The organism is Salinicola sp. RZ23 (genome assembly GCF_003206675.1).
GTDB classification, from domain to species: domain Bacteria; phylum Pseudomonadota; class Gammaproteobacteria; order Pseudomonadales; family Halomonadaceae; genus Salinicola; species Salinicola endophyticus.
Map to the genome: position 1 here is coordinate 171,959 of NZ_PZJK01000015.1, position 19,717 is coordinate 191,675.

A 19,717-nucleotide genomic window follows, 5' to 3' on the forward strand; every position below is an offset into this window, starting at 1 on the left:
ATCGACTGGCACCGGTTTTGCGGTGGGCCGGACGGGTTAATCACGAGGCGATTCGATGTATACCGTACAGGGCAAGATCGATCAGCGGGCAATGATCGAACAGTACATGCCGATGGTGAGGCGACACGCTCTCTCGCTGCAGGTCCGGCTGCCCGCGAGTGTCGAACTCGATGACCTGATCCAGGCCGGTATGGTGGGGCTACTCGACGCCATGGGGCGTTACGACAATGCCCATGGCGCCAGCTTCTCCACCTACGCCAACCAGCGTATTCGCGGGGCGATGATCGATGAGCTGCGCAGCCGTGACTGGATGCCGCGCAGCGTGCGCCGTAATGCGCGGGCTCTCGATCAGGCCATCGGACGTCTGGAGCAACGCCTTGGGCGCACCCCCGAAGAGCGCGAGATCGCTCAGGAGATGGGGATCTCCCAGAGCGATTATCACCAGCTGCTGACGGACGCCAACAACGGCTTCCTGCTCGCCTACGATGAGAGCGACAGTGAAAACGGGGTGGGGGCGGTCAGCGAAGGGGGGCCGCCGTCACCCTTCGAGGCGCTGCTCGATGGCGACAATCGCGAACGTCTGATGGCGGCGATCGATGCCCTGCCGGAGCGCGAGAAGCTGCTGCTGGGGCTCTACTACCAGGAGGAGTTGAACCTCAAGGAGATTGGCGCGGTACTGGGGGTCAGCGAGTCTCGCGTCTGTCAGCTGCATAGCCAGGCAGTCGCCCGTCTGCGTGGCCGTCTGGTCAACTAGGCGCCGACCATCCTGGGCCGCGCCAGCGCTCGCCGACACCGTAAATAGCTGCATCCATCGACCCGGGCGACGTGTCTCTGCGCCCGGGTCGATGCTTTTCGAAGGCAGCGCTTTGTCAGCTGGACTCAGTGGCCGTTGCGCGAACTCGATAGTTCGCCGGCAATGCGCTCGCCGACCGCCTCCCAAGCCTCGCCCAGGGTGCGCACCAGCGCCGGATAGCCATCGGCGGTGAGCGGTCGGGTAATGCTGAACGGCTCCTGGCGCACCACGCGGTTGCCCTCGCGCAGCTGCCACTCGCCCGACACCACCGCCTGACCGTCGTAACGCCCCTGGAATCGATCCACCTCGACGCTGAGGCGGGCATCACCGGCACCGCCCGCACCCAGCACCAGGGTCTGTGGTAGCGCCTGGGTCAGGGTCTGGCGCAGGTTACGAGTCAATTGACTGCCCAGACTATCGGCCCACAGGTTCTGATTGGCGCTGTTGAGCTCGATATCGCTCAACTGCATCACGATCCCCTCCTGATCCAGATAGTTCGAGATCGCCACCGGCTGCACCACCAGCGTTGGCGCGCCGATGCCGGCCGCCGGCGTCACCTTGCCGATCTCCGGCAGGGTGTAGCGGTTGGGGGCGCTGGGCGTCCCGGCGCAGCCGGCCAGGGTGAACAAGCCGGCAAGCAGCAGCAGGGAGAGGGCGCCGCGGCGCCATCGCGGTCCCCGTGCCGGCGCGGCCTCGGCGTCCCTGACGGCGCTGCGGCGGGCGTAGCAGGCAGACGCCTGACTGCTCGAACTCCGGCCAGATTCGTTGCCATGCGGCATGCTCTGTGTGGCGTGTGCCTGGTGCTGCAGCTTGTGTGTCGATGGCGTCGACAGCGTTTCAGGGGTCGGTCTCATGGCGCGGCCCTCGGCGTGGGATCGGCCTGAACCTCACGATCGAAGATCAGGGCATTGGGTTTCTCGCTCAGCGTGCGCGCCACCGGCTGCAGGTCGCGCATCAGCTGCTCCAGCTGCTTGAGCGTATCGTTGAGCTGGCGGTAGCCGGACGACCCGGAGGAGAAGCCGTTCAGGGTGTTCTGCAGCTCCTCGAGGGTGTCGTTGACGCTGCCCGGCAACTGCTGGGTGGCCGGGTCGGAGACGATTGCGTTGACCGACTCGGCGATCTGCTGAACCTGCTCGAGGGTCTTCTGCGAGGTCTGCATGGTCTTGTCCAGACTCGACAGGATCGGTTCGACCTTGAGGTTGTTGAGCTTGTCGAGCAGGTTGGAGACCTTCTGTTCGATCTGCGCGAAGCCGCCGGAAACCGTCGGGAAGACCGGTTTGCCATCGAATGTCATGGGTTTGTAGGCAGGGGCATCATCGCTGAAGTTGAGGTCGACGAAGAGCGCGCCGGTGATCAGGTTGCCAGCCTTGAGCGTGGCGCGCAGGCCGAGCTCCTTGAACATCTTCTCGAAGCGCTGGCGCACCTCTTGATCGTCGATCTTCTTGTTGATGTCCTCGCCGCTCTCCAGCCGCTGCGGTTCGATCCGGATCAGCACGGGAATCGCGAACTGGTTGAGACCGTCCGGCTGCGGTGCGGTGAAGTGCCAGGGTACCGAGACCACGGTGCCCACGCGTACGCCGCGATACTCCACCGGCGCGCCGCGGCTCAGTCCGCGCACGGTGTCATCGACCAGCAGCACGTACTCGACGTACTGGTCGTAGGTGCCTTCGCGGGCGCTCTCCTCGCTGTTGTAGAGCGTATAGGTGGCGTTCTGCTTGGCCGGGCTGCCCTGGGTCACGTCCTCGGGCACGCCGAAGGTGACACCGCCGCTGATCAGGGTCTCGAACGAATCCAGGTTGACGCTGACGCCCTCGGAGTTGAGCTGCACATCGATGCCCGAGGCGCTCCAGAAGCGCGTGGTGTCGGTCACCAGTGAATCGTAGGGTGCCTGGATGAACAGGCGGTGGCGCATCTCGCGCTTTTCGGGGTCGAAGTCGGTGCTCTCTACCCGGCCCACGGTGTAGCCCTGGTAGGTGACCGGATCGCCGGCGCTGAGCGAGTTGCCCACCTGACTGACCAGATTGATGCGCAGTCCCGGTGCATCGGGCGGGGCGACCGGCGGCTGGTCGAGTACATCGAAGTGATCCTGGTACTTGTCGCTCTTGCCCGGCGCCAGCTGGATGTAGGCACCCGATAGCACCGTACCCAAGCCGCTGATGCCCTCGCGACCGATGCGCGGCTTGACCACCCAGAAGCGAGTGTCACTGTTGAGCATGCGCCCGGCATCGCTGGACATGCGTGCGGTCACGACGGTGTGGGAGAGGTCATCGGAGAGGCGCACGCTCTCGACGTGCCCCACCTCGACGTTGCGCGTCTTGATCAGCGTCTTGCCGGCCTCGATCCCCTCAGCATTGTCCATGTCCAGGGTCACCAGCGGGCCGCGACTGGAGAAGTTGTCCCATACCATCCAGGCCCCGATCAGCGCCGCCAGCAGCGGTACGATCCAGATCGGCGACAGCCGCGATTGGGACAAGCGCTTGGCGCGCTGCAGCGAATCAGACATCGTCGGCTTCCTTGACCGGAGAGTAGGGGGACTGCCGCTTGAGGGCAGCGGGCATGTGTGGCTGTACGTCGCGCGTATCCCAGATCAGGCGCGCATCGAAGGTGATCGCGGCGAGCATGGTGATGATCACCACTGACGAGAAGGCGAGCGCCGCCGGGCCGGGCGTGATCGCCAGCAGCGAGCCGGCATGCACCAGGGAGACCAGGATCGCCACCACGAAGACGTCGATCATCGACCAGCGTCCGATGAACTCGGTGATGCGATAGAGCTTGAGCCGTTTGTGGCGGTAGTTCAGCTGGCCGCGCTTGCGGACCACGAAGCAGAGCCAGGCCAGGGCCAGAATCTTGCCGATGGGCACCACCACGCTGGCGGTGAAGATGATCAGCGCGATCGGCCAGTCGCCATGGGAGATAAAGATCAGCACACCACCGATGATGGTCGACGGTGTCTCGCTGCCCAGCGAGGTAGTGGTCATGATCGGGTAGAGGTTGGCCGGGATGTAGAAGATCACCGCCGCCAGCAGCAGGGCCCAGGTTCGCTGCAGGCTGTGCGCGTTGCGAAAGCGCAACCGCTCACCGCAGCGCGCGCAGCGCCCGCGGCCGAAATGGCTCAGCCGATTGACCAGGCCGCAGGTGGGGCAGCCGGTCACGCCCTGCGCCGCCGCCGGCTCGCCGAGTCGGCAATGCTCCGGGGCCGGGGGCTCGCCGGCGAGGGAGAACCACATCCAGTCGATGTCCAGCGAACGCGAAGTCCACAGCAGCAGCAGTGCGAAGGCACAGAACGACCAGAAAGAGAGCCCCAGGTCGACCGAGGCCATGCCCGCGATCTTGATCAGGCTGACCAGCGCGCCGATCACGAAGACATCGGCCATCATCCAGGGTGACAGCTGCACCAGGGCACGCGCGATGCGCCGGCTGCGTGGCAGCGGGCGACGGCGCAGCAGGCCGATCTGCAGCCAGATCACGCTGAGCAGATAGAACACCGGCAGTACCACGATGGTCAGCAGCACCAGAATGCCGACGAAGGGTTCGTGGAAGTCGACCAGACTGATCGCGGTATCGGTCAGTTGAATGGCGTTGCTGACCCCGCGCGCCTCGAAGCGAATGAAGGGAAAACTCATGGAGGCGATGAGCGCGATCAGTGCCGTGATCGCCAAGGCCAGGCTACGTTGGGCCGGACGTGCGTGGCGGTGGCTCAGGGTATGGCCACAGCGCGGACAATTGGCGCGCTGATGCGGGCGTAGCGGCGGTAACGCCACCAGCAGGTCGCACTCATGGCACGCGCGCAGCCGCCGGCGCCGGGCGCCAGGGCGCCAGGGCGCCGTGTCCTGAGCGACGGGATGGTCGATACGCAGAGAGGCCAATCAAGCTTCCTTCGAGTCGCGTTCGTGCAGGGTCGTCATGTTACCTAATTACATACATTCATGCATGTTTGCTGGCTTGCCGGTACGCCAGCGGAAACGTGGGAGCGCGACCCGCTGGCTGTGTGTGCCACGCTGGTGACGTATCGCGCTCCGATACTATAGTAGGTCAACTCGTGAGTGCCCTAGAAGAACAATCGCTTAGATGGCGTCGGGGGAGGAGAGTGCGCGCACCCGCGGGTGCGCTCGAGTGATCGCTACAGGGAAGGATAGACATGCTGGCTCTAGGGGCAATCATCGTGGGTCTGGTACTACTCGTATGGAGTGCCGACCGTTTCGTCGAGGGGGCCGCCTCCACCGCGGCACATCTGGGGCTGCCGCCACTGCTGATCGGCATGCTGGTGATCGGCTTCGGCACCTCGGCGCCGGAGCTGATGGTGTCGGCACTGGCGGCGAGCCAGGGCAATCCGGGCTTGGCCCTGGGCAATGCCTACGGCTCCAATATCGCCAATATCGGCCTGATCGTCGGGCTGGTGGCGCTGATCACTCCGCTGATGGTGAACTCGCAGGTCATCCGCCAGGAGTTGCCCTTGCTCGGCGTGGCGACCCTGGTCTCGCTCTGGTGTCTGCACGACGGTGACATCTCGCGCGGCGACGGTGTGCTGATGCTGGGGCTGCTGGCACTCTACCTGATCTACAGCGTGCTGCGCGCGCGCCGTCAGGATGACGATACCCTGGCGGTGGACGTGGAGAGTCACGCCGCGGCGCACGCCATGAGTCTCAAGCGCGGCCTGTTCTGGACCCTCGTTGGGCTGCTGCTGTTGATCGCCAGCTCACGGCTGCTGGTGTGGGGCGCGGTGAGCATCGCCCAGGCGCTGGGGGTCAGCGATCTGGTCATCGGTCTCACCGTGGTGGCGATCGGTACCTCGCTGCCGGAACTCGCGTCTTCGCTGGTGGCGGTGCGCAAAGGCGAGCACGACCTGGTGCTCGGTAACGTGGTCGGCTCCAACTTCTTCAATACGCTGGCGGTGGTGGGGCTGGCCGGGGTGATCCACCCGATCGATGTCGACGCGGTGGTGGTGACCCGGGACTGGCCGGTGATGGCAGGGCTGACCCTGGCGCTGCTCGTCTTCGGCATCGGCTGGCGTGGCCGCCAGGGCCGCATCAATCGTCTCGAGGGCGCGGCGCTGCTGGCTACTTTCATCGCCTACACCTCCTGGCTGGTCGTCACCGTGCTGGTGTGAACCAGATCGTGCCTGCCTACGTGCTCGGCAGGTGCCTGCGCTTCAGTTCTTAGCCACGCTAGAGGCCGGGATTGCGACGAAGGCAAGCGCCGAGACTTGGCATATTGTCGCACCCCAGGCAGGCCGCCGGGCTCGACGATACGCCATGGGCTGGCGCCAGCCCCCATGGTTGCCGGCTTCAAGCAGAATTGGCTAATATTTTGCCAGGACCTGCGGCAGGGCTGCGACATCGCGACATCGTGTAAGCCGTTGTCAGCACTCGTATCATCGGTGCCAAGACCTGCGAGGGTTGATCTTCGCCGACCTCGACGGCCGGTCACTACTAGAGGGAGCGCGCCCGGCGGCGCGGATAGCCCAATCCGCTCAGTCGACTCGCGACGCGCCCGCACATCCGAGGAGCCAGCCATGGCACTAGATCCCATCCTACTCTCACGATTGCAATTCGCTTTCGTGGTCTCCTTCCACGCCATCTTTCCGGTGTTCACCATCGGTCTGGCCTCCTATGTCGCCGTGCTGCAGGGGCTCTATGTCGCCACCGGCAACGCAGTTTGGGACCGTCTGGGCTACTTCTGGACCAAGATCTTCGCCGTGGTGTTTGGTATCGGTGTGGTCTCGGGCATCGTGATGGCGTTTCAGTTCGGTACCAACTGGAGCAACTTCGTGCGCTTTGCGGCCAATATCATTGGTCCGCTGCTCAGCTATGAAGTGATCACCGCTTTCTTCCTCGAGGCGGGCTTCCTCGGCGTGCTGCTGTTCGGCCGTCATCGGGTGTCGCCCTCGGTGCACTTCTTTGCTGCGCTGATGGTGGCCGTGGGTACCTTCATCTCGGCGTTCTGGATTCTGGTCTCCAACAGCTGGATGCAGACTCCGCAGGGCTTCGAGATTCATGATGGCGTGGCGCACGTCACCTCCTGGATGGAGGCGATGTTCACCCCGTCGTTCCCCTATCGATTCATGCACATGGCGCTGGCGGCCTTCCTCACCGGCGGTTTCGTGGTGTGTGGCGTGAGCGCCTGGTTCCTGATCCGCGGTCGCGATGTCGAGGCCCACCGGCGGGCGCTGTCGATGACCCTGTGGCTGCTGCTGATCCTGGCGCCGCTTCAGGCCTTCGTCGGCGACGAGCATGGTCTCGACACCCTCGAACACCAGCCGATGAAGGTCGCAGCCATGGAGGGCAACTGGGATACCCAATCCCACGTGCCGCTGCTGCTGTTCGCGTTGCCCGACCGCAGCCTGCAGGCCAACCGCGTGGAGATCGGCATTCCCGATGGCGCTAGCCTGATCCTGCGTCACGACCCCAACGGTGTGGTACCGGGTCTCAAGGAGATCCCCGAGTCGCAGCAGCCGCCGGTATGGATGGTGTTCTACAGCTTCCGGGTGATGGTGGCGATGGGGCTTCTGATGATCGGCTTCGCACTGGCGGGTCTGTTCCTGCGCAAGGGCGGGCGCTTCTACACCTCGCGGTTCTATCTGCGCGGTCTGCAGCTGATGAGTCTGGCGCCGTTCCTGGCAGTGCTCTCGGGCTGGTTCGTCACCGAGATCGGACGCTCACCGTGGCTGGTCTACAACGTGCTCTCCTACAAGGACGCGGTGACCCCCTCGCTTTCCGGCTGGATGGTGCTGACGACCTTGATCGGATACATCACCGTCTACGCGGTGATCTTCGTCGCCGGGGTCTACTACCTGTTCAAGGTGATTCGTCAGGGACTCGACGAGCTCGATCCGGATGAGGAGATTCACGACGCGGATCGCCCGGCGCGGCCATTTTCCGCCACCCACGTGCCGTTCGACGGCCACACTTCGGCCTCCAGGAGCTAAGCGCATGGAAATGTTCGATCTCTCCCTGATCTGGGCGGTCATCATCGCTGTCGGCGTGATCATGTACGTGCTGATGGATGGCTTCGACCTGGGTCTGGGTATCCTCTTCCCGTTCGCGCCGGACGAGGATGCCCGTGATGTGATGATGAATTCGGTGGCGCCGGTATGGGACGGCAACGAGACCTGGCTGATCCTCGGCGGTGCCGGGCTGATCGGTGCCTTCCCGCTGGTTTACACCATTCTGCTGCCGGCGCTCTACCTGGGCGTGTTCCTGATGCTGGCGGGGCTGATCTTCCGTGGCGTGGCGTTCGAGTTCCGCTTCAAGTCGCACCGCTCCAAGCGCTATTGGAGTCTCTCCTTCGCCGGCGGCTCCTTCCTCGCGGCCTTTGCCCAGGGGTGTGTCGTCGGTGCCTATATCCAGGGCTTCGATACCGCCAATGGCGTCTATGTCGGTGGTGCCTTCGACTGGCTGACGCCGTTCACGATCCTCACGGGTATTGGCCTGGTGGTCGGCTATGCGCTGCTGGGAGCGACCTGGCTGGTGCTCAAGTCCGAAGGTCACGTGCGTGACTGGGCGCGGGCGCTGGTGCCCAAGCTGCTGCTGGGGGTGCTCGCGGTGTTCGTCATCGTCAGTCTGTGGACGCCGTGGATCGATCGGGGCGTGTTCGATCGCTGGTTCGATCATCTGCAGGTGATCTGGCTGCTGCCTGGCGGTGCGCTGCTGTGCGCGCTGGGGATCTTCCTCAGCAACCGGCATGGGCGTGAGGGTGCCGCCTTCATGCTTACCCTGGGGCTGTTCGTGTGCACCTATCTGGGGCTGATCGTCAGCCGCTGGCCCTACGTGGTGCCGCCGAAGATCACCCTGTGGGATGCCGCCTCGGCGCCGGAGTCGCAGTTCTTCCTGCTGATCGGGGTCCTCTTCGTGCTGCCGATCGTACTGGTCTACACCGCCTGGTCCTACTGGGTATTCCGCGGCAAGGTGCGCGTCGGTGAGGGCTACCATTGAGTCGAGGGTCGCGTTCAGGCGCCCGGTCACGTCCGCGTAACCCGTCGCGGGCGTGGCTGGAGGCACAGGCCACGGCCATCCGGCCGTGGCACCGTCGCGCGCTGGGCTGTGGTCTGATTGTCGCCGTGGCCACGCTGGTGCAGATGGGCGGGCTGGCCTGGATCGTCGCGCATGCCGTGATCGCGGGGCAAGGCATCGCCGAGCTGTGGCCGGTACTGCTGGTGGTCGGGCTGGCACTGGTGCTGCGCGCCGCTGCCCAGTGGGGTCAGGAGGTGAGCGGCCAGGCCTGTGGGCTGACGGTGAAGCGCGAGGTGCGCGCGCAGTTGCTGGCCAAGCTCCACGCCCTGGGCCCGGTATGCCTGGCTTCTCGGCACAGCGCCGGGATCGCCAGCCAGCTGGTCGACCAGGTCGAGTCGCTGGAAGGCTACTACGCGCGCTTTCGCCCCCAGGTGATGCTGGCGTTGTTGGTGCCGCTGCTCTATCTGGCGGTGGTGCTGTGGCTCAACTGGTTGGCGGCGATCTGGCTGCTGATTGCCGCGCCGCTGATCCCGCTGTTCATGGCGCTGATCGGCATGGGCGCGCAACGCCTGAACGAGGCGCAGTTTCGTGCCGTGACACGTCTTTCCGGCCACTTTCTCGACCGCGTGCGCGGGATCACCACACTGCAGCTGTTCGGTCTCGGCGAGCGCGCCACCGCCGAGGTGAGCGACGTCGCGCATGATTATCGGCGGCGTAGCATGCGCACCCTGCGGGTGGCGTTTCTCTCCTCGGCGGTACTCGAGTTCTTCGCTGCCGTCTCGGTCGCGGTGGTGGCGATCTACATCGGCCTGGGCCTGCTGGGCTATATCGACTATGGCCCGGCCGGCGAACTCGATCTGTTCAGCGGCCTGTTCATCCTGCTGCTGGCGCCGGAGTTCTTCCAGCCGCTACGCACGCTGTCGCAGCACTACCATGACCGTGCCTCGGCGCTGGGCGCTGCGGAAGGGTTGATGGCACTGCTCGATGAGCCTGTGCCTGAGACGGATTCGGCATCGGCACAGGCACCGAGCGGGGCGATGACGGCGGCGGTGGAACTCGAGGCGGTGGAGCTCAGCCATGTCGGCCGCCAGCGGGTGCTGGGGCCACTCTCGCTACGCGTGGAATCGGGCGAGGTGGTGGCCCTGGTCGGCCCCTCCGGCAGCGGCAAGTCGAGCCTGCTGCAGCTGATCGCCGGCTTCGTCGCCGCCGACCGCGGCCGTGTCGCGGTGACCCCCGGGCCGGCAATCGCCTGGCTCGACCAGCGTCCGCTGATCATCCAGGGCACCCTCGCCGAGAATCTGCGCCTGGTGGCGCCGACGGCGAGTGATGCCGCACTGCGTAGCGCACTGGAAGAGGCCGGATTGGGCGCCTGGCTGCGCGCCGCCAAGGGTGGCCTCGACACGCCCTTGGGCGAGCGCGGCGTAGGGCTCTCCGGGGGCGAGGGGCAGCGTCTGGCGCTGGCGCGGGTCTTTCTGTCGCCGGCGCGCCTCGTGCTGCTCGACGAACCCACCGCGGCTCTGGACCCCGAGACCGAGCGTGCGGTCGTGACCGCACTCCAGCGACTCGCCGCCACCGGGCGCACGCTGCTGGTGGCGACCCATCACCCGGCGCTCATGGCCATGGCTGATCGCGTGCTCGCCCTCGATGGCGGCCGTTTGGTCAGCGCTCCCGGCACCCTGTGGCAGGAGGTTCCGATCTCATGAGGTCTCTGGCAATTCGACTGACGGATCTCTATCGCAGCCTGCGCCCGTGGCTCGCTGTGCTCGGCGCGCGACGTGGACGCCTCTGGCTGGGCGCCGCACTGATGCTGGCGACGCTGGTGAGCGCGCTGGGGCTGCTGTCGCTTTCCGGTTGGTTCATCACCGCCACTGCGGTGGCGGCCCTCTCCGTGCCGGTGTTCTTCGATGTCTTCGCGCCGGGCAGCGGGGTGCGTGCCTTCGCCGTGGCACGTACTGCCAGCCGCTATCTCGAGCGGCTCTACAATCACGACACCGTCCTGCGCCTGCTGGCCGACCTGCGTGGCGGGGTGTTCGCGCGTCTGGTACGGTTGGATGCACGCACGCTCTCCCGGGCACGCGCCGCGCAGTGGCTCAACCGTCTCACCGCGGATATCGATACCCTCGACAACCTCTATCTGCGTCTGCTGGCGCCGCCGCTGGTGGCGTTGGTGGCGATTCTCGGTTTTGCCCTGTTCGCCATGCTGTTTCTGCCTGCGGCGGGCTGGTTGCTGCTGGCACTGTTATTGCCCTTGTGGCTGGCGTTGACGCTCGGCTGTGCCTTGTGGGGCTGGCGCGCCAGCCACCGTCGGGTCGATCGTCAGGAAGCGCTGCGCGTGCGAGCGGTGGAGCAGGTGGAGGGGTTGGCCGAACTCACTGCCTACGCCGCCCTGGAGACGCATCTGGATCACTGGAGAGCGGAGGAGCAGGGCCTGATCGCCGATCAGCGCCAACTGGGCCAGCGTACCGCAGCGGCCAATGCGCTGACCACGCTGGTGATCCAACTGGCCGCCGTGGGCGTGCTTGGTCTGGGACTGGCGGCGCTGTCGAGCGGGGTCCTAAGCGGTGCGGTGATGGTGATGCTGACCCTGGGGACGCTGGCGGTGGCCGAGGGCCTCGGTGGCCTGCCGATGGCGTTCACCCAGCTCGGTGCGACCCAGCGTGCGGCCGAGCGTCTCAATGCGCAGACCGCGCTGACGCCTGAGCAGGAGGGCGAGTCTCTGCAGAGCGGTGGTGCCGCGCCGAGTCTGGTCTATCGCGATGTCGGATTGCGCCAGGGCCCGCGCTGGGTCCTGCGCGGGATCGATCTGGCGCTGGCGCCGGGGCAGATCGTCGGGGTGATCGGTGCCTCCGGCAGCGGCAAGTCGACCCTGGCACAGCTGGCGGTGCGCGCCTTCGACCCCGATGTCGGCGAACTGCGCTTCGATGACCATGTGGTCGCCGAGCTGGCGCCGGACTCGCTGCGTGCCCGCATCGGCTACCTCACGCAGCGCAGCGAGCTGTTCCATGACACCCTGGCCGCCAATCTGCGCATGGGCGATCCCACGGCCAGCGACGCACAGCTGTGGGCGGTGCTTGAGCAGGTGGACCTGCACGACTGGGCCGAAGCGCTGCCACAGGGGCTCCAGACCTGGGTCGGCGAGCAGGGGCGCCAGCTCTCCGGCGGCCAGGCTCGCCGGGTGGCGCTGGCGCGGGTGATGCTGCGCAACTCACCGCTGGTGATCCTCGACGAGCCATTGAGTGGACTGGACGCGGCAACCGCGCAGGTAGTGAGAGCGGCGCTGTCGCGCTGGTTGGCCGGGCGCACCGCGCTGTTGCTGGCGCACGAATCGGCAGCGCTGCCGGGCTGCGACAGCAGCTGGCGACTGGTATCCGACGCGGGTGGTGCAACCCTGCAGAAAATATAGCCATTGGCGCTATAACGTAGATGTTGTCTTGAAAACGTCGATATTCGTTATTGGATATCGACGTTTTTCGCATATCCCTTCCCGCAGCCTTGGCGTACGCTCCCGGCAGGGCGTTGCCGTTGCGCACGCCATCTCCCTTCCTTCGATCCAGCGCCAGGAGGCGTGTGCCATGTCCGGTTTCCAGTGGGACGATCCGCTGCTTTTCGACCAGCAGCTCGATGACGAGGAGCGTCAGATCCAGCAGGTGGCACGGGACTACTGCCAGGCACGGCTGCAGCCCAGGGTGCTGGAGGCGTTCGAGGCAGAGCGCTTCGAGCGCGAGATTCTCTCCGAGATGGGTGAACTGGGCCTGCTCGGGGCGACCGTGAGCGAAACCTACGGTGGCGCCGGTGCCAGCCACGTGGCCTACGGCCTGATCGCGCGCGAAGTGGAGCGGGTCGATTCCGGTTACCGCTCGGCCATGAGCGTGCAGTCGTCGCTGGTGATGTATCCGATCGAGACCTACGGCAGCGAGGCGCAGAAGCAGCGCTGGTTGCCGGGACTGGCGCGGGGCGAGCTGGTGGGCTGTTTCGGCCTGACCGAGCCCAACGCCGGTTCCGACCCTGGCAGCCTGCAGACCCGGGCGCGCAAGGTCGAGGGCGGCTACCGCCTCAGCGGCCAGAAGATGTGGATCACCAATAGCCCGATCGCTGACGTAGCGGTGGTGTGGGCCAAATCCGACGCCCATGAGGGCCGCATCAAGGGCTTTCTGGTCGAGCGGGGCGCCAAGGGGTTCTCCACGCCTACCATTCAGGCCAAGGCGTCGCTGCGGGCGTCGATCACCGGCGAGATCGTGCTCGATGACGTCTTCGTCGACGAGGAGGCGCTGCTGCCGGGGGCCGCTGGTCTGAGCGGTCCGTTCGGCTGCCTCAACAAGGCGCGTTTCGGCATTGCCTGGGGGACACTCGGCGCCGCCGAGTTCTGCTGGCACGCGGCGCGTCAATACACCCTGGATCGCCACCAGTTCGGCCGGCCGCTGGCGGCAAACCAGCTGATCCAGCTCAAGCTGGCCGACATGCAGACCGAGATCGCCCTGGGTCTGCAGGCATGTCTGCGCGTCGCGCAGCTGCTCGATGCCGGCCAGGCGACGCCGGAGATGATCTCGCTGATCAAGCGCAACCACAGCGGCAAGGCGCTGAACATCGCACGCACCGCACGCGACATGCATGGCGGCAACGGTATTTCGCTGGAGTTCGGGGTCATCCGCCACATGCTCAATCTGGAGACGGTCAACACCTACGAAGGCACCCACGATATCCATGCGCTGATCCTGGGGCGCGCCCAGACCGGCATCCAGGCGTTCGGGTGAGGTCATGAGCGACGCCCAAGCTCCGCTCGCCGGCCTGCGCGTACTCGATCTGTCGCGGGTGCTGGCTGGCCCCTGGTGTACCCAGCAGCTGGCCGATCTGGGGGCCGAGGTGATCAAGATCGAGCGCCCGGGGCGCGGCGACGATACCCGCGCCTGGGGGCCGCCCTGGCTACCCGGCACCCAGGAGTCCGCATACTTCCTGAGTGCCAACCGGGGCAAGCGTTCGGTGGCGATCGATCTCGCCGACCCCGAGGGCCAGGCGCTGGTGCGCCGGCTGGCGGCGTGCGCCGACGTGCTGATCGAGAATTTCAAGGTCGGTGGCCTGGCGGCCTACGGGCTCGATTACGCCAGCCTGACGGCGGAGAACCCCGGCCTGGTCTACTGCTCGATCACCGGTTTCGGCCAGGATGGCCCTTACGCCTCGCGGGCGGGCTATGATTTCCTGATCCAGGGGATGGGTGGGCTGATGAGCCTTACCGGGCAACCCGATGTGGCCGGTGGCGAGCCGACCAAAGTGGGGGTCGCCCTCACTGATATCTTCACCGGGCTTTATGCCGCCAACGCCATCCTGGCGGCCCTGCGCCGGCGTGACAGCGATGGCAAGGGCGCCTATATCGACATGGCGTTGCTCGATGTCCAGGTCGGCGTACTGGCCAATCAGGCGCTCAACTATCTCACCAGCGCCAATGTGCCCCAGCGCCTGGGCAACGCTCACCCCAATATCGTGCCCTACCAGGCGTTTGCCGCCGCCGACGGTCATCTCATCATCACCGTGGGCAACGACGACCAGTTCCGGCGCCTGTGTGAGGTGCTGTCGCTGGCGGCGCTGGCGGACGACCCGCGCTTCGCCACCAACGCCGCCCGGGTGGCGCACCGCGAGCTGCTGGTGGAAAAGCTCGCGGCGCGTTTGCGCGAACGGTGTCGCGACGAGTGGTTGCTGGCGCTGGAGCGGGCAGGGGTGCCCAGTGGGCCGATCAACACCCTCGATCAGGTGTTCGACGACCCCCAGGTGCGCCATCGCGGGATGCAGATCGAGCGCCGCGGCGAAGATGGTCGGGTCGCGCGTCTGGTCGGCAACCCGATCAAGCTGGATGGCGAGCGTCTGGGCGCATCGGGCATGCCGCCACGGTTGGGTGAGCATACCTTCGAGGTTCTCGAGGCGTGGCTGGGCCCCGATGCCGCGCACTGGCAAGCCCTGCGTGAACGGGGTGTGATCGGCTGATGCCGTTCAGGCCCAGCCGCGCTCCGCCAGCCGCTGCTGGATGATCGCCACCGGGGTCAGCAGATGATCGCGCAGGGCGCGCGCGGAACCCTCGGCATCGCGCGCCAGCACGCGCTCGACCAGCGCCGCGTGTTCGACTCGCTTGGCGGCCAACGCCTCGGCGGAGAACACCGTCTGGTGCAGCCACAGGTGACGATAGCGCTGGGCTTGGTCGAACAGCGCCGCGCGGGCCTGCAGCAGCGGCGGGCAGCCGCAGCCGTCGACGATCGCCGCATGAAGCGCCTGATGGCGGGCATCCCACAGATCGAGCATGTCGTCGCCGGAGTGCAGGTCGCTGACCCTGGCCAGACGATGCGCTGCTGCCAGAATTGCAGCCTCCCAGGCGTCGTCGCCACGTTCGATGGCCAGCCGGGTGAGCAGCCCCTCGAGTTCGGCGCGGGCGTCGTAGAGCGCTTCGAGCTCGTCCAGCGACATCGGCGCCACGCGGTAGCCGCGTTGGCTGACGCTGGTCACCAGACGTTCGCCGACCAAGCGGGTCAGCGCCTCGCGCAGTGGTCCCACGCCGATGGCGTAGCGGGCCTTGAGCTCGTTCATCAGCAGCTTTTCCGCGGGGGCGTAGCGGCCCCGCACGAGGTCGCGCTTGAGTGCCGCATAGGCGGCTTCGGCGCTCTGGGTGGGCGGGGCGGCGGAGCTGGGCTCGATGTTCACGGGGTGACTGGGCGTATCAGGCGGCATGATGAGTGGGGCCGAGGCGATGAATGGCAGTCTATGTCGACATTTAACGAAAATATCGACTTCTTGAGAAGCACGACCAGAGACGCATTGCGTCGCGGTGACAGGCAGGTTACACCAGACAGAGCAATCCGAAGGATTCTTTGCTCATGCCATTGACGTCATCCTCTCAAGTCGCCCAGCAGATCGATAGTCTCATGGGGTTCTATCACCCTCGCTGCATCGATACCCAGGCGGGGTTCTTCCACGCCTTTACCGATAGCGGGGAGCGGATTCAGCCCCAGCGTCGGCATCTGCTCTCCAGCGCTGGCTTCGTGATCAACTATGCCCGCTACGCCGTATATCGTGGGGAGCCCGAGTATCTGACCTGGGCGCGGCATGGTCTGCGGTTTCTCGACGAACGCCACTACCAGACGCGGATCCAGGGCTATGCCTGGCTGCTCGATGGCGTTACGCCGGAGGATGAGGCCCAGCGCGGCCTGGGGCTGGCGCGAGTGCTCGAGGCGTATGCCGTGGCGCTGGACGCCGGCATCGGCGAGGCGGCGGCGGGGCTCGAACGGGTGCGCGTGCTCATCGACAAGCACTTTTACGAAAGCGACAGCGGACTCTACGCCGACTCGGCGGATGGGCGCTGGCGGCTCACTCCCTACCGCGGCCAGCGCGCCAATCTGGAGATGTGCGAGGCGCTACTGGCCTGCTATGCGGTGAGCGCCGATGCTGCGTGTCTGGCGCGGGCGCTGAGCGTGACCCGCTGTGTCTGGCAGCGGCTGGCACCGCTCGCCGGCGGCTGGCTGTGGGAGCATTTCGACAGCGATTGGCGGGCGGATTTCGAACTCCACCGCGACCGCCCCGATGATCCCTATCGCCCCTGGGGATTTCAGATCGGCCATCTCGTCCAGTGGGCCAAGCTGATGACGAGGCTGGCGGCGTGTTCGCCGAGTGCCCGTGGCTGGCTGCTGGAAACCGCCGGCTCGCTGTTCGTGGGGGCGATGGAGGCGGGTTGGGATGCCGTGCATGGTGGCCTGGTGAGCGGCGTGGACATGCGCCGCGAGGTGGTCAATCGCGACAAGCAGCACTGGGTACAGGCTGAGGGGCTGGCGGCCGCGGCGCTGCTTGCGGAGGCCACCGGGCAGTCGCGCTACTGGCGCTGGTACGATCGCATTGCCGGCTACTGCGGCCAGCACATGATCGACGGCCTCCGCGGTGGCTGGTATGCCACGCTGACCGCGGACAATCGCCCCTACTCACGTGAGAAGAGCCCGCTGGGCAAGACCGACCGCCGCCCGCTGGCCACATGCTATCTGCTGCTGCCGATCCTGCGTCGCCGTGAAGGGTTGAGCGAGCCAGGGCGTGCTGTCGGCGGTAGGTTCGCTGGGGTTTGAAGCCTCAACTGGCGGCATCCGATGACTCGGCCCTGGTTCGGGCTTCGTCATCCAGGCGGTGACGCAGCTCGGTCCAGGCACTATAGGTACTGAGATAAACCTCGCCGCTCAGGTGATCGAGAAAGTCGCTCTTCTTGAGGCGATCCATGACCGGACCCTTGACCTCGGCCAGATTGAGCGCGATCTGTGAGTCGGCCAGGCGGGCATTGATCGCTTCCAGGCTCTCCAGTGCAGAGGCGTCGATCAGATTGACCGCAGAACAGATGAGCACCAGGTGGCGCATGGCCGGGCGATCGGCGATCAGCCCGTAGACGGTATCTTCCAGGTAGCGCGCGTTGGCGAAATAGAGGCTCTCGTCGATCCGCAGTAGCCCGATCTCGGCATCGATCTCGGCATCGTGACGGCGCACGTTGCGAAAGTGCTCGGTGCCCGGCAGCCGGCCTACCACGGCGGTATGCGGCCGACTGGTGCGATAGAGGTAGAGCGCCAGCGACACGCCCACGCCGGCCATCACGCCGGCCTCCACCCCTTCCAGGAAAGTCAGCACGATGGTGATCAGCATGGCGGCGAAGTCACTCTGCGAGTAGCGCCAGGTACGCTTGAGAGCGGGCAGATCGACCAGAGTCATCGCCGAGACGATGATGCTGGCGGCCAGGGTGGCGATCGGCAGGTAGGCGATCAGCGGCGTCAGGCACAGGATCACCAGGCCGACGCCGAGCGCTGCCAGGGCGCCGGCGGCGGGGGTGCGCGCGCCGGCATCGAAGTTGATCACGGTGCGTGACAGACTGCCGGTGACCGGCATACCCGAGGTGAAGGCGGCGGCCAGATTGGCACTGCCCAGACCGATCAGCTCTTGATCGGGAGAGATGCGCTCGCGCCGGCGGGCAGCCAGCATCTGCGCCAGCGATACCGATTCGATGAAGCCCACCACACTGATCAGAAAGGCCGGCAGCAGCAGCTCGCGCCACAGCGCGGGGTTGAGTGAAGGCAGGCTGAGCGGCGGCAGATGTGCTGGAATCTCGCCGACCACGGCCACGCCCAGCGCGGGGAGGTCGAGTGCCCAGGAGAGGCTGGTGGTGATGGCCACCGCCATGACCGGGCCCAGGCGCACGACGAAAGTGGCAGTACCGGCGGCGAGCCCCAGGCGGCGCAGTGCAGGGGCGGAGCGGCGCATCAGCAGCAGGAAGAGCAGTGCGGCCAGGCCCAGACCCAGGGTGGGCCAGTGCACCTTCTCGAGATGGCGCAGAATGTGCAGTAGCTGGTCGACCAGCGTGAAGCCGGCCCCACCAATGCCCATCAAACCGGCGATCTGGCTGGCGGCGATCAGTACCCCCGAGGCGGTCAGCAGCCCCGAGACCACCGGATGACTCAGGAAGTTGGCGAAAAAGCCCAGTCGCAGCAGTCCCATGAGCGCCAGGATGAGCCCTGAGAGCAGTGCCAGGGTGACCGCCCCCTGGCTGTAGGCGACGGTGCCGGACACGAATAGCGGAGACAGCGCCGCAGCGGTCATCAGCGAGACGATCGCCATGGGGCCGACGGCAAGAGTGCGGCTGGTGCCGAACAGGGTATAGGCGATCAGCGGCAGCATGCTGGCATAGAGCCCGGCGATCGCCGGCAGTCCGGCGAGAATGGCGTAAGCCAACGCCTGGGGGATCACCATCAGAGTCACGATGACTGCCGCGATCAGATCTTCGCCGAGCAGGTGGCGATTGTAGTAGGGCAGCCAGGTGGTGATGGGGAAGTAGCCGGCGATACGCGCCCGCAGCCGAATCCGTTCGCGGGGCTCGCTAGCGCTCCATCGGCTCATCGCTTTTTTGGCCTCTGTTCATAAGCTTATCGTTGGAAACGATAATGGTGCGCGCTCGCCGGGCCGCATGCAAGCCGGGGGTGACGCCTGCCCGCACTCAGCCAGGGGGCATCTCGCGGGCGAGAAAATCGAGTGCCGCATCCTCGGCGTCGCCACGCAGCAGGAAGGCAGTGATATGGCCACGCCAGCGCATCCAGTAAAGCTCGACGTGGACCCCGTGTGACTGCAGCGCCGTGAACAGTACCCGAGCGTGCTCGGGCGGCACCAGGTCGTCCCAGGTGCCATGGAACAGGAAGAAGGGCGGAGCGCCAGCGTGGACATGTGTCACCGGCGATGCGCTGGCATAGGCGCCGGGAAGCTCCTCTTTGGTACCGCCCAGCAGCTGGATCAGCAGTCGACCGCTGTCCCATAGCCGCAGGTCCGCCGGCGTGCCCCCGGAGACGACGGCGGCGAAGCCGGTATCCGCGCCACCGTAGGGACGGTCGAGTGGACTATCGGTGCCTGCCACCAGTGCCAACAGGCTGACCAGGTGGGCGCCGGAGGAGTAGCCCAGACCGGCGATGCGACCGGGGTCGATCCGCCACTCGGCGGCGTGGGCGTCGATCCAGTGACGTGCCAGCTGCAGATCGTGCAACTGCGCCGGGAAGCGAAACTCGGGGGCGAAGCGGTAGCTGACGTTGATCACCACATAGCCGTGACGGGCGAAACGCTTGGCGATCGGGGTCATGTCCTCTTTCGAGCGACCTTCCCAGCCACCGCCGTGAACCATCATCACTGCCGGACGCATGGCGTCGCCGGCGGTATCGGGTAAGTAGACGTCCGCGCTCAGCGGCTGCGGCCAATCCCCAGGCGTGAATAGCTGGTCAGGCAGGACCTGGTAGTCGAGTCCCTGTGGGGTTCGGGCTGCGGCCGCCCCCGAGACGTCTGGCGCGTTGACGTAGGTCGAGCAGCCGCCCAGCGCCATGCCCAGCATCAGACACAACCCCCATTCCTGCCAGATTCGCAGGGCGCGCATCGCGCGCGCCATTGATTGCCCTATCATCTTGCCGCTCCCTCGGCCATGTGTCGTGGCCTAAGCGTA

The 19,717-nt window shown here is 66.1% G+C and carries 15 protein-coding genes; 9 read left to right on the top strand and 6 right to left on the bottom strand.

The window, feature by feature from the left end:
- Positions 1 to 55 precede the first annotated feature (55 nt).
- Positions 56 to 754: an RNA polymerase sigma factor FliA gene (locus tag DOM67_RS15595; RefSeq protein WP_110677568.1), complete on the top strand. Its 699-nt coding sequence runs from the start codon at positions 56 to 58 to the stop codon at positions 752 to 754.
- Between the two features lie 125 nt (positions 755 to 879).
- Here the strand turns inward: DOM67_RS15595 and DOM67_RS15600 are convergent, their stop codons facing one another.
- From DOM67_RS15600 to DOM67_RS15610, 3 genes are read right to left on the bottom strand one after another with little or no spacing between them, the layout of a single operon-like run.
- Positions 880 to 1,647, bottom strand: coding sequence for an ABC-type transport auxiliary lipoprotein family protein (locus tag DOM67_RS15600; protein WP_232825278.1), 768 nt, complete (start codon positions 1,645 to 1,647; stop codon positions 880 to 882).
- Positions 1,644 to 3,296 (bottom strand): intermembrane transport protein PqiB, encoded by a 1,653-nt coding sequence (gene pqiB, locus DOM67_RS15605; RefSeq protein WP_110677572.1) that lies wholly within the window; start codon positions 3,294 to 3,296, stop codon positions 1,644 to 1,646. Before pqiB ends, DOM67_RS15600 begins: the two co-directional genes overlap by 4 nt.
- Positions 3,289 to 4,650, bottom strand: coding sequence for a paraquat-inducible protein A (locus tag DOM67_RS15610; RefSeq protein WP_110678001.1), 1,362 nt, complete (start codon positions 4,648 to 4,650; stop codon positions 3,289 to 3,291). Before DOM67_RS15610 ends, pqiB begins: the two co-directional genes overlap by 8 nt.
- Before the next feature lie 281 nt (positions 4,651 to 4,931).
- On the opposite strand from DOM67_RS15610, the gene DOM67_RS15615 reads away from it, so the two are divergent.
- The 7 genes from DOM67_RS15615 (at position 4,932) to DOM67_RS15645 (ending at position 14,715) form a co-directional block, all read left to right on the top strand.
- On the top strand, positions 4,932 to 5,900 hold the full coding sequence (locus DOM67_RS15615) for a calcium/sodium antiporter (RefSeq protein WP_110677574.1): 969 nt from the start codon (positions 4,932 to 4,934) through the stop codon (positions 5,898 to 5,900).
- A gap of 405 nt (positions 5,901 to 6,305) precedes the next feature.
- A complete protein-coding gene (locus tag DOM67_RS15620) occupies positions 6,306 to 7,718 on the top strand; it encodes a cytochrome ubiquinol oxidase subunit I (protein WP_110677576.1) in 1,413 nt (470 codons plus the stop codon).
- 4 nt (positions 7,719 to 7,722) lie between these two features.
- Positions 7,723 to 8,724 (top strand): cytochrome d ubiquinol oxidase subunit II, encoded by a 1,002-nt coding sequence (gene cydB, locus DOM67_RS15625; RefSeq protein ID WP_110677578.1) that lies wholly within the window; start codon positions 7,723 to 7,725, stop codon positions 8,722 to 8,724.
- Positions 8,721 to 10,445: a thiol reductant ABC exporter subunit CydD gene (gene cydD, locus DOM67_RS15630; protein ID WP_110677580.1), complete on the top strand. Its 1,725-nt coding sequence runs from the start codon at positions 8,721 to 8,723 to the stop codon at positions 10,443 to 10,445. The genes cydB and cydD overlap by 4 nt, the downstream gene beginning before the upstream one ends.
- Positions 10,442 to 12,145 carry a thiol reductant ABC exporter subunit CydC gene (cydC, locus tag DOM67_RS15635; RefSeq protein WP_110677582.1) on the top strand — a complete coding sequence of 568 codons (1,704 nt, stop codon included), beginning with the start codon at positions 10,442 to 10,444 and terminating at the stop codon, positions 12,143 to 12,145. Before cydD ends, cydC begins: the two co-directional genes overlap by 4 nt.
- Positions 12,146 to 12,314: 169 nt before the next feature.
- Positions 12,315 to 13,493: an acyl-CoA dehydrogenase gene (locus tag DOM67_RS15640; RefSeq protein ID WP_110677584.1), complete on the top strand. Its 1,179-nt coding sequence runs from the start codon at positions 12,315 to 12,317 to the stop codon at positions 13,491 to 13,493.
- 4 nt (positions 13,494 to 13,497) lie between these two features.
- Positions 13,498 to 14,715, top strand: coding sequence for a CaiB/BaiF CoA-transferase family protein (locus DOM67_RS15645; protein WP_110677586.1), 1,218 nt, complete (start codon positions 13,498 to 13,500; stop codon positions 14,713 to 14,715).
- A 6-nt stretch (positions 14,716 to 14,721) separates the two neighbouring features.
- Here DOM67_RS15645 and csiR read toward each other — a convergent pair whose 3' ends face one another.
- A complete protein-coding gene (gene csiR, locus DOM67_RS15650) occupies positions 14,722 to 15,417 on the bottom strand; it encodes a DNA-binding transcriptional regulator CsiR (protein WP_232825290.1) in 696 nt (231 codons plus the stop codon).
- Between the two features lie 179 nt (positions 15,418 to 15,596).
- Here csiR and DOM67_RS15655 point away from each other — a divergent pair, with 179 nt between their 5' ends.
- On the top strand, positions 15,597 to 16,829 hold the full coding sequence (locus tag DOM67_RS15655; protein WP_110677591.1) for an AGE family epimerase/isomerase: 1,233 nt from the start codon (positions 15,597 to 15,599) through the stop codon (positions 16,827 to 16,829).
- A gap of 4 nt (positions 16,830 to 16,833) precedes the next feature.
- Here DOM67_RS15655 and sulP read toward each other — a convergent pair whose 3' ends face one another.
- Positions 16,834 to 18,636, bottom strand: coding sequence for a sulfate permease (gene sulP, locus DOM67_RS15660; RefSeq protein WP_110677593.1), 1,803 nt, complete (start codon positions 18,634 to 18,636; stop codon positions 16,834 to 16,836).
- 97 nt (positions 18,637 to 18,733) lie between these two features.
- Positions 18,734 to 19,678 (bottom strand): alpha/beta hydrolase, encoded by a 945-nt coding sequence (locus tag DOM67_RS15665; protein ID WP_232825279.1) that lies wholly within the window; start codon positions 19,676 to 19,678, stop codon positions 18,734 to 18,736.
- Positions 19,679 to 19,717: the final 39 nt, after the last annotated feature.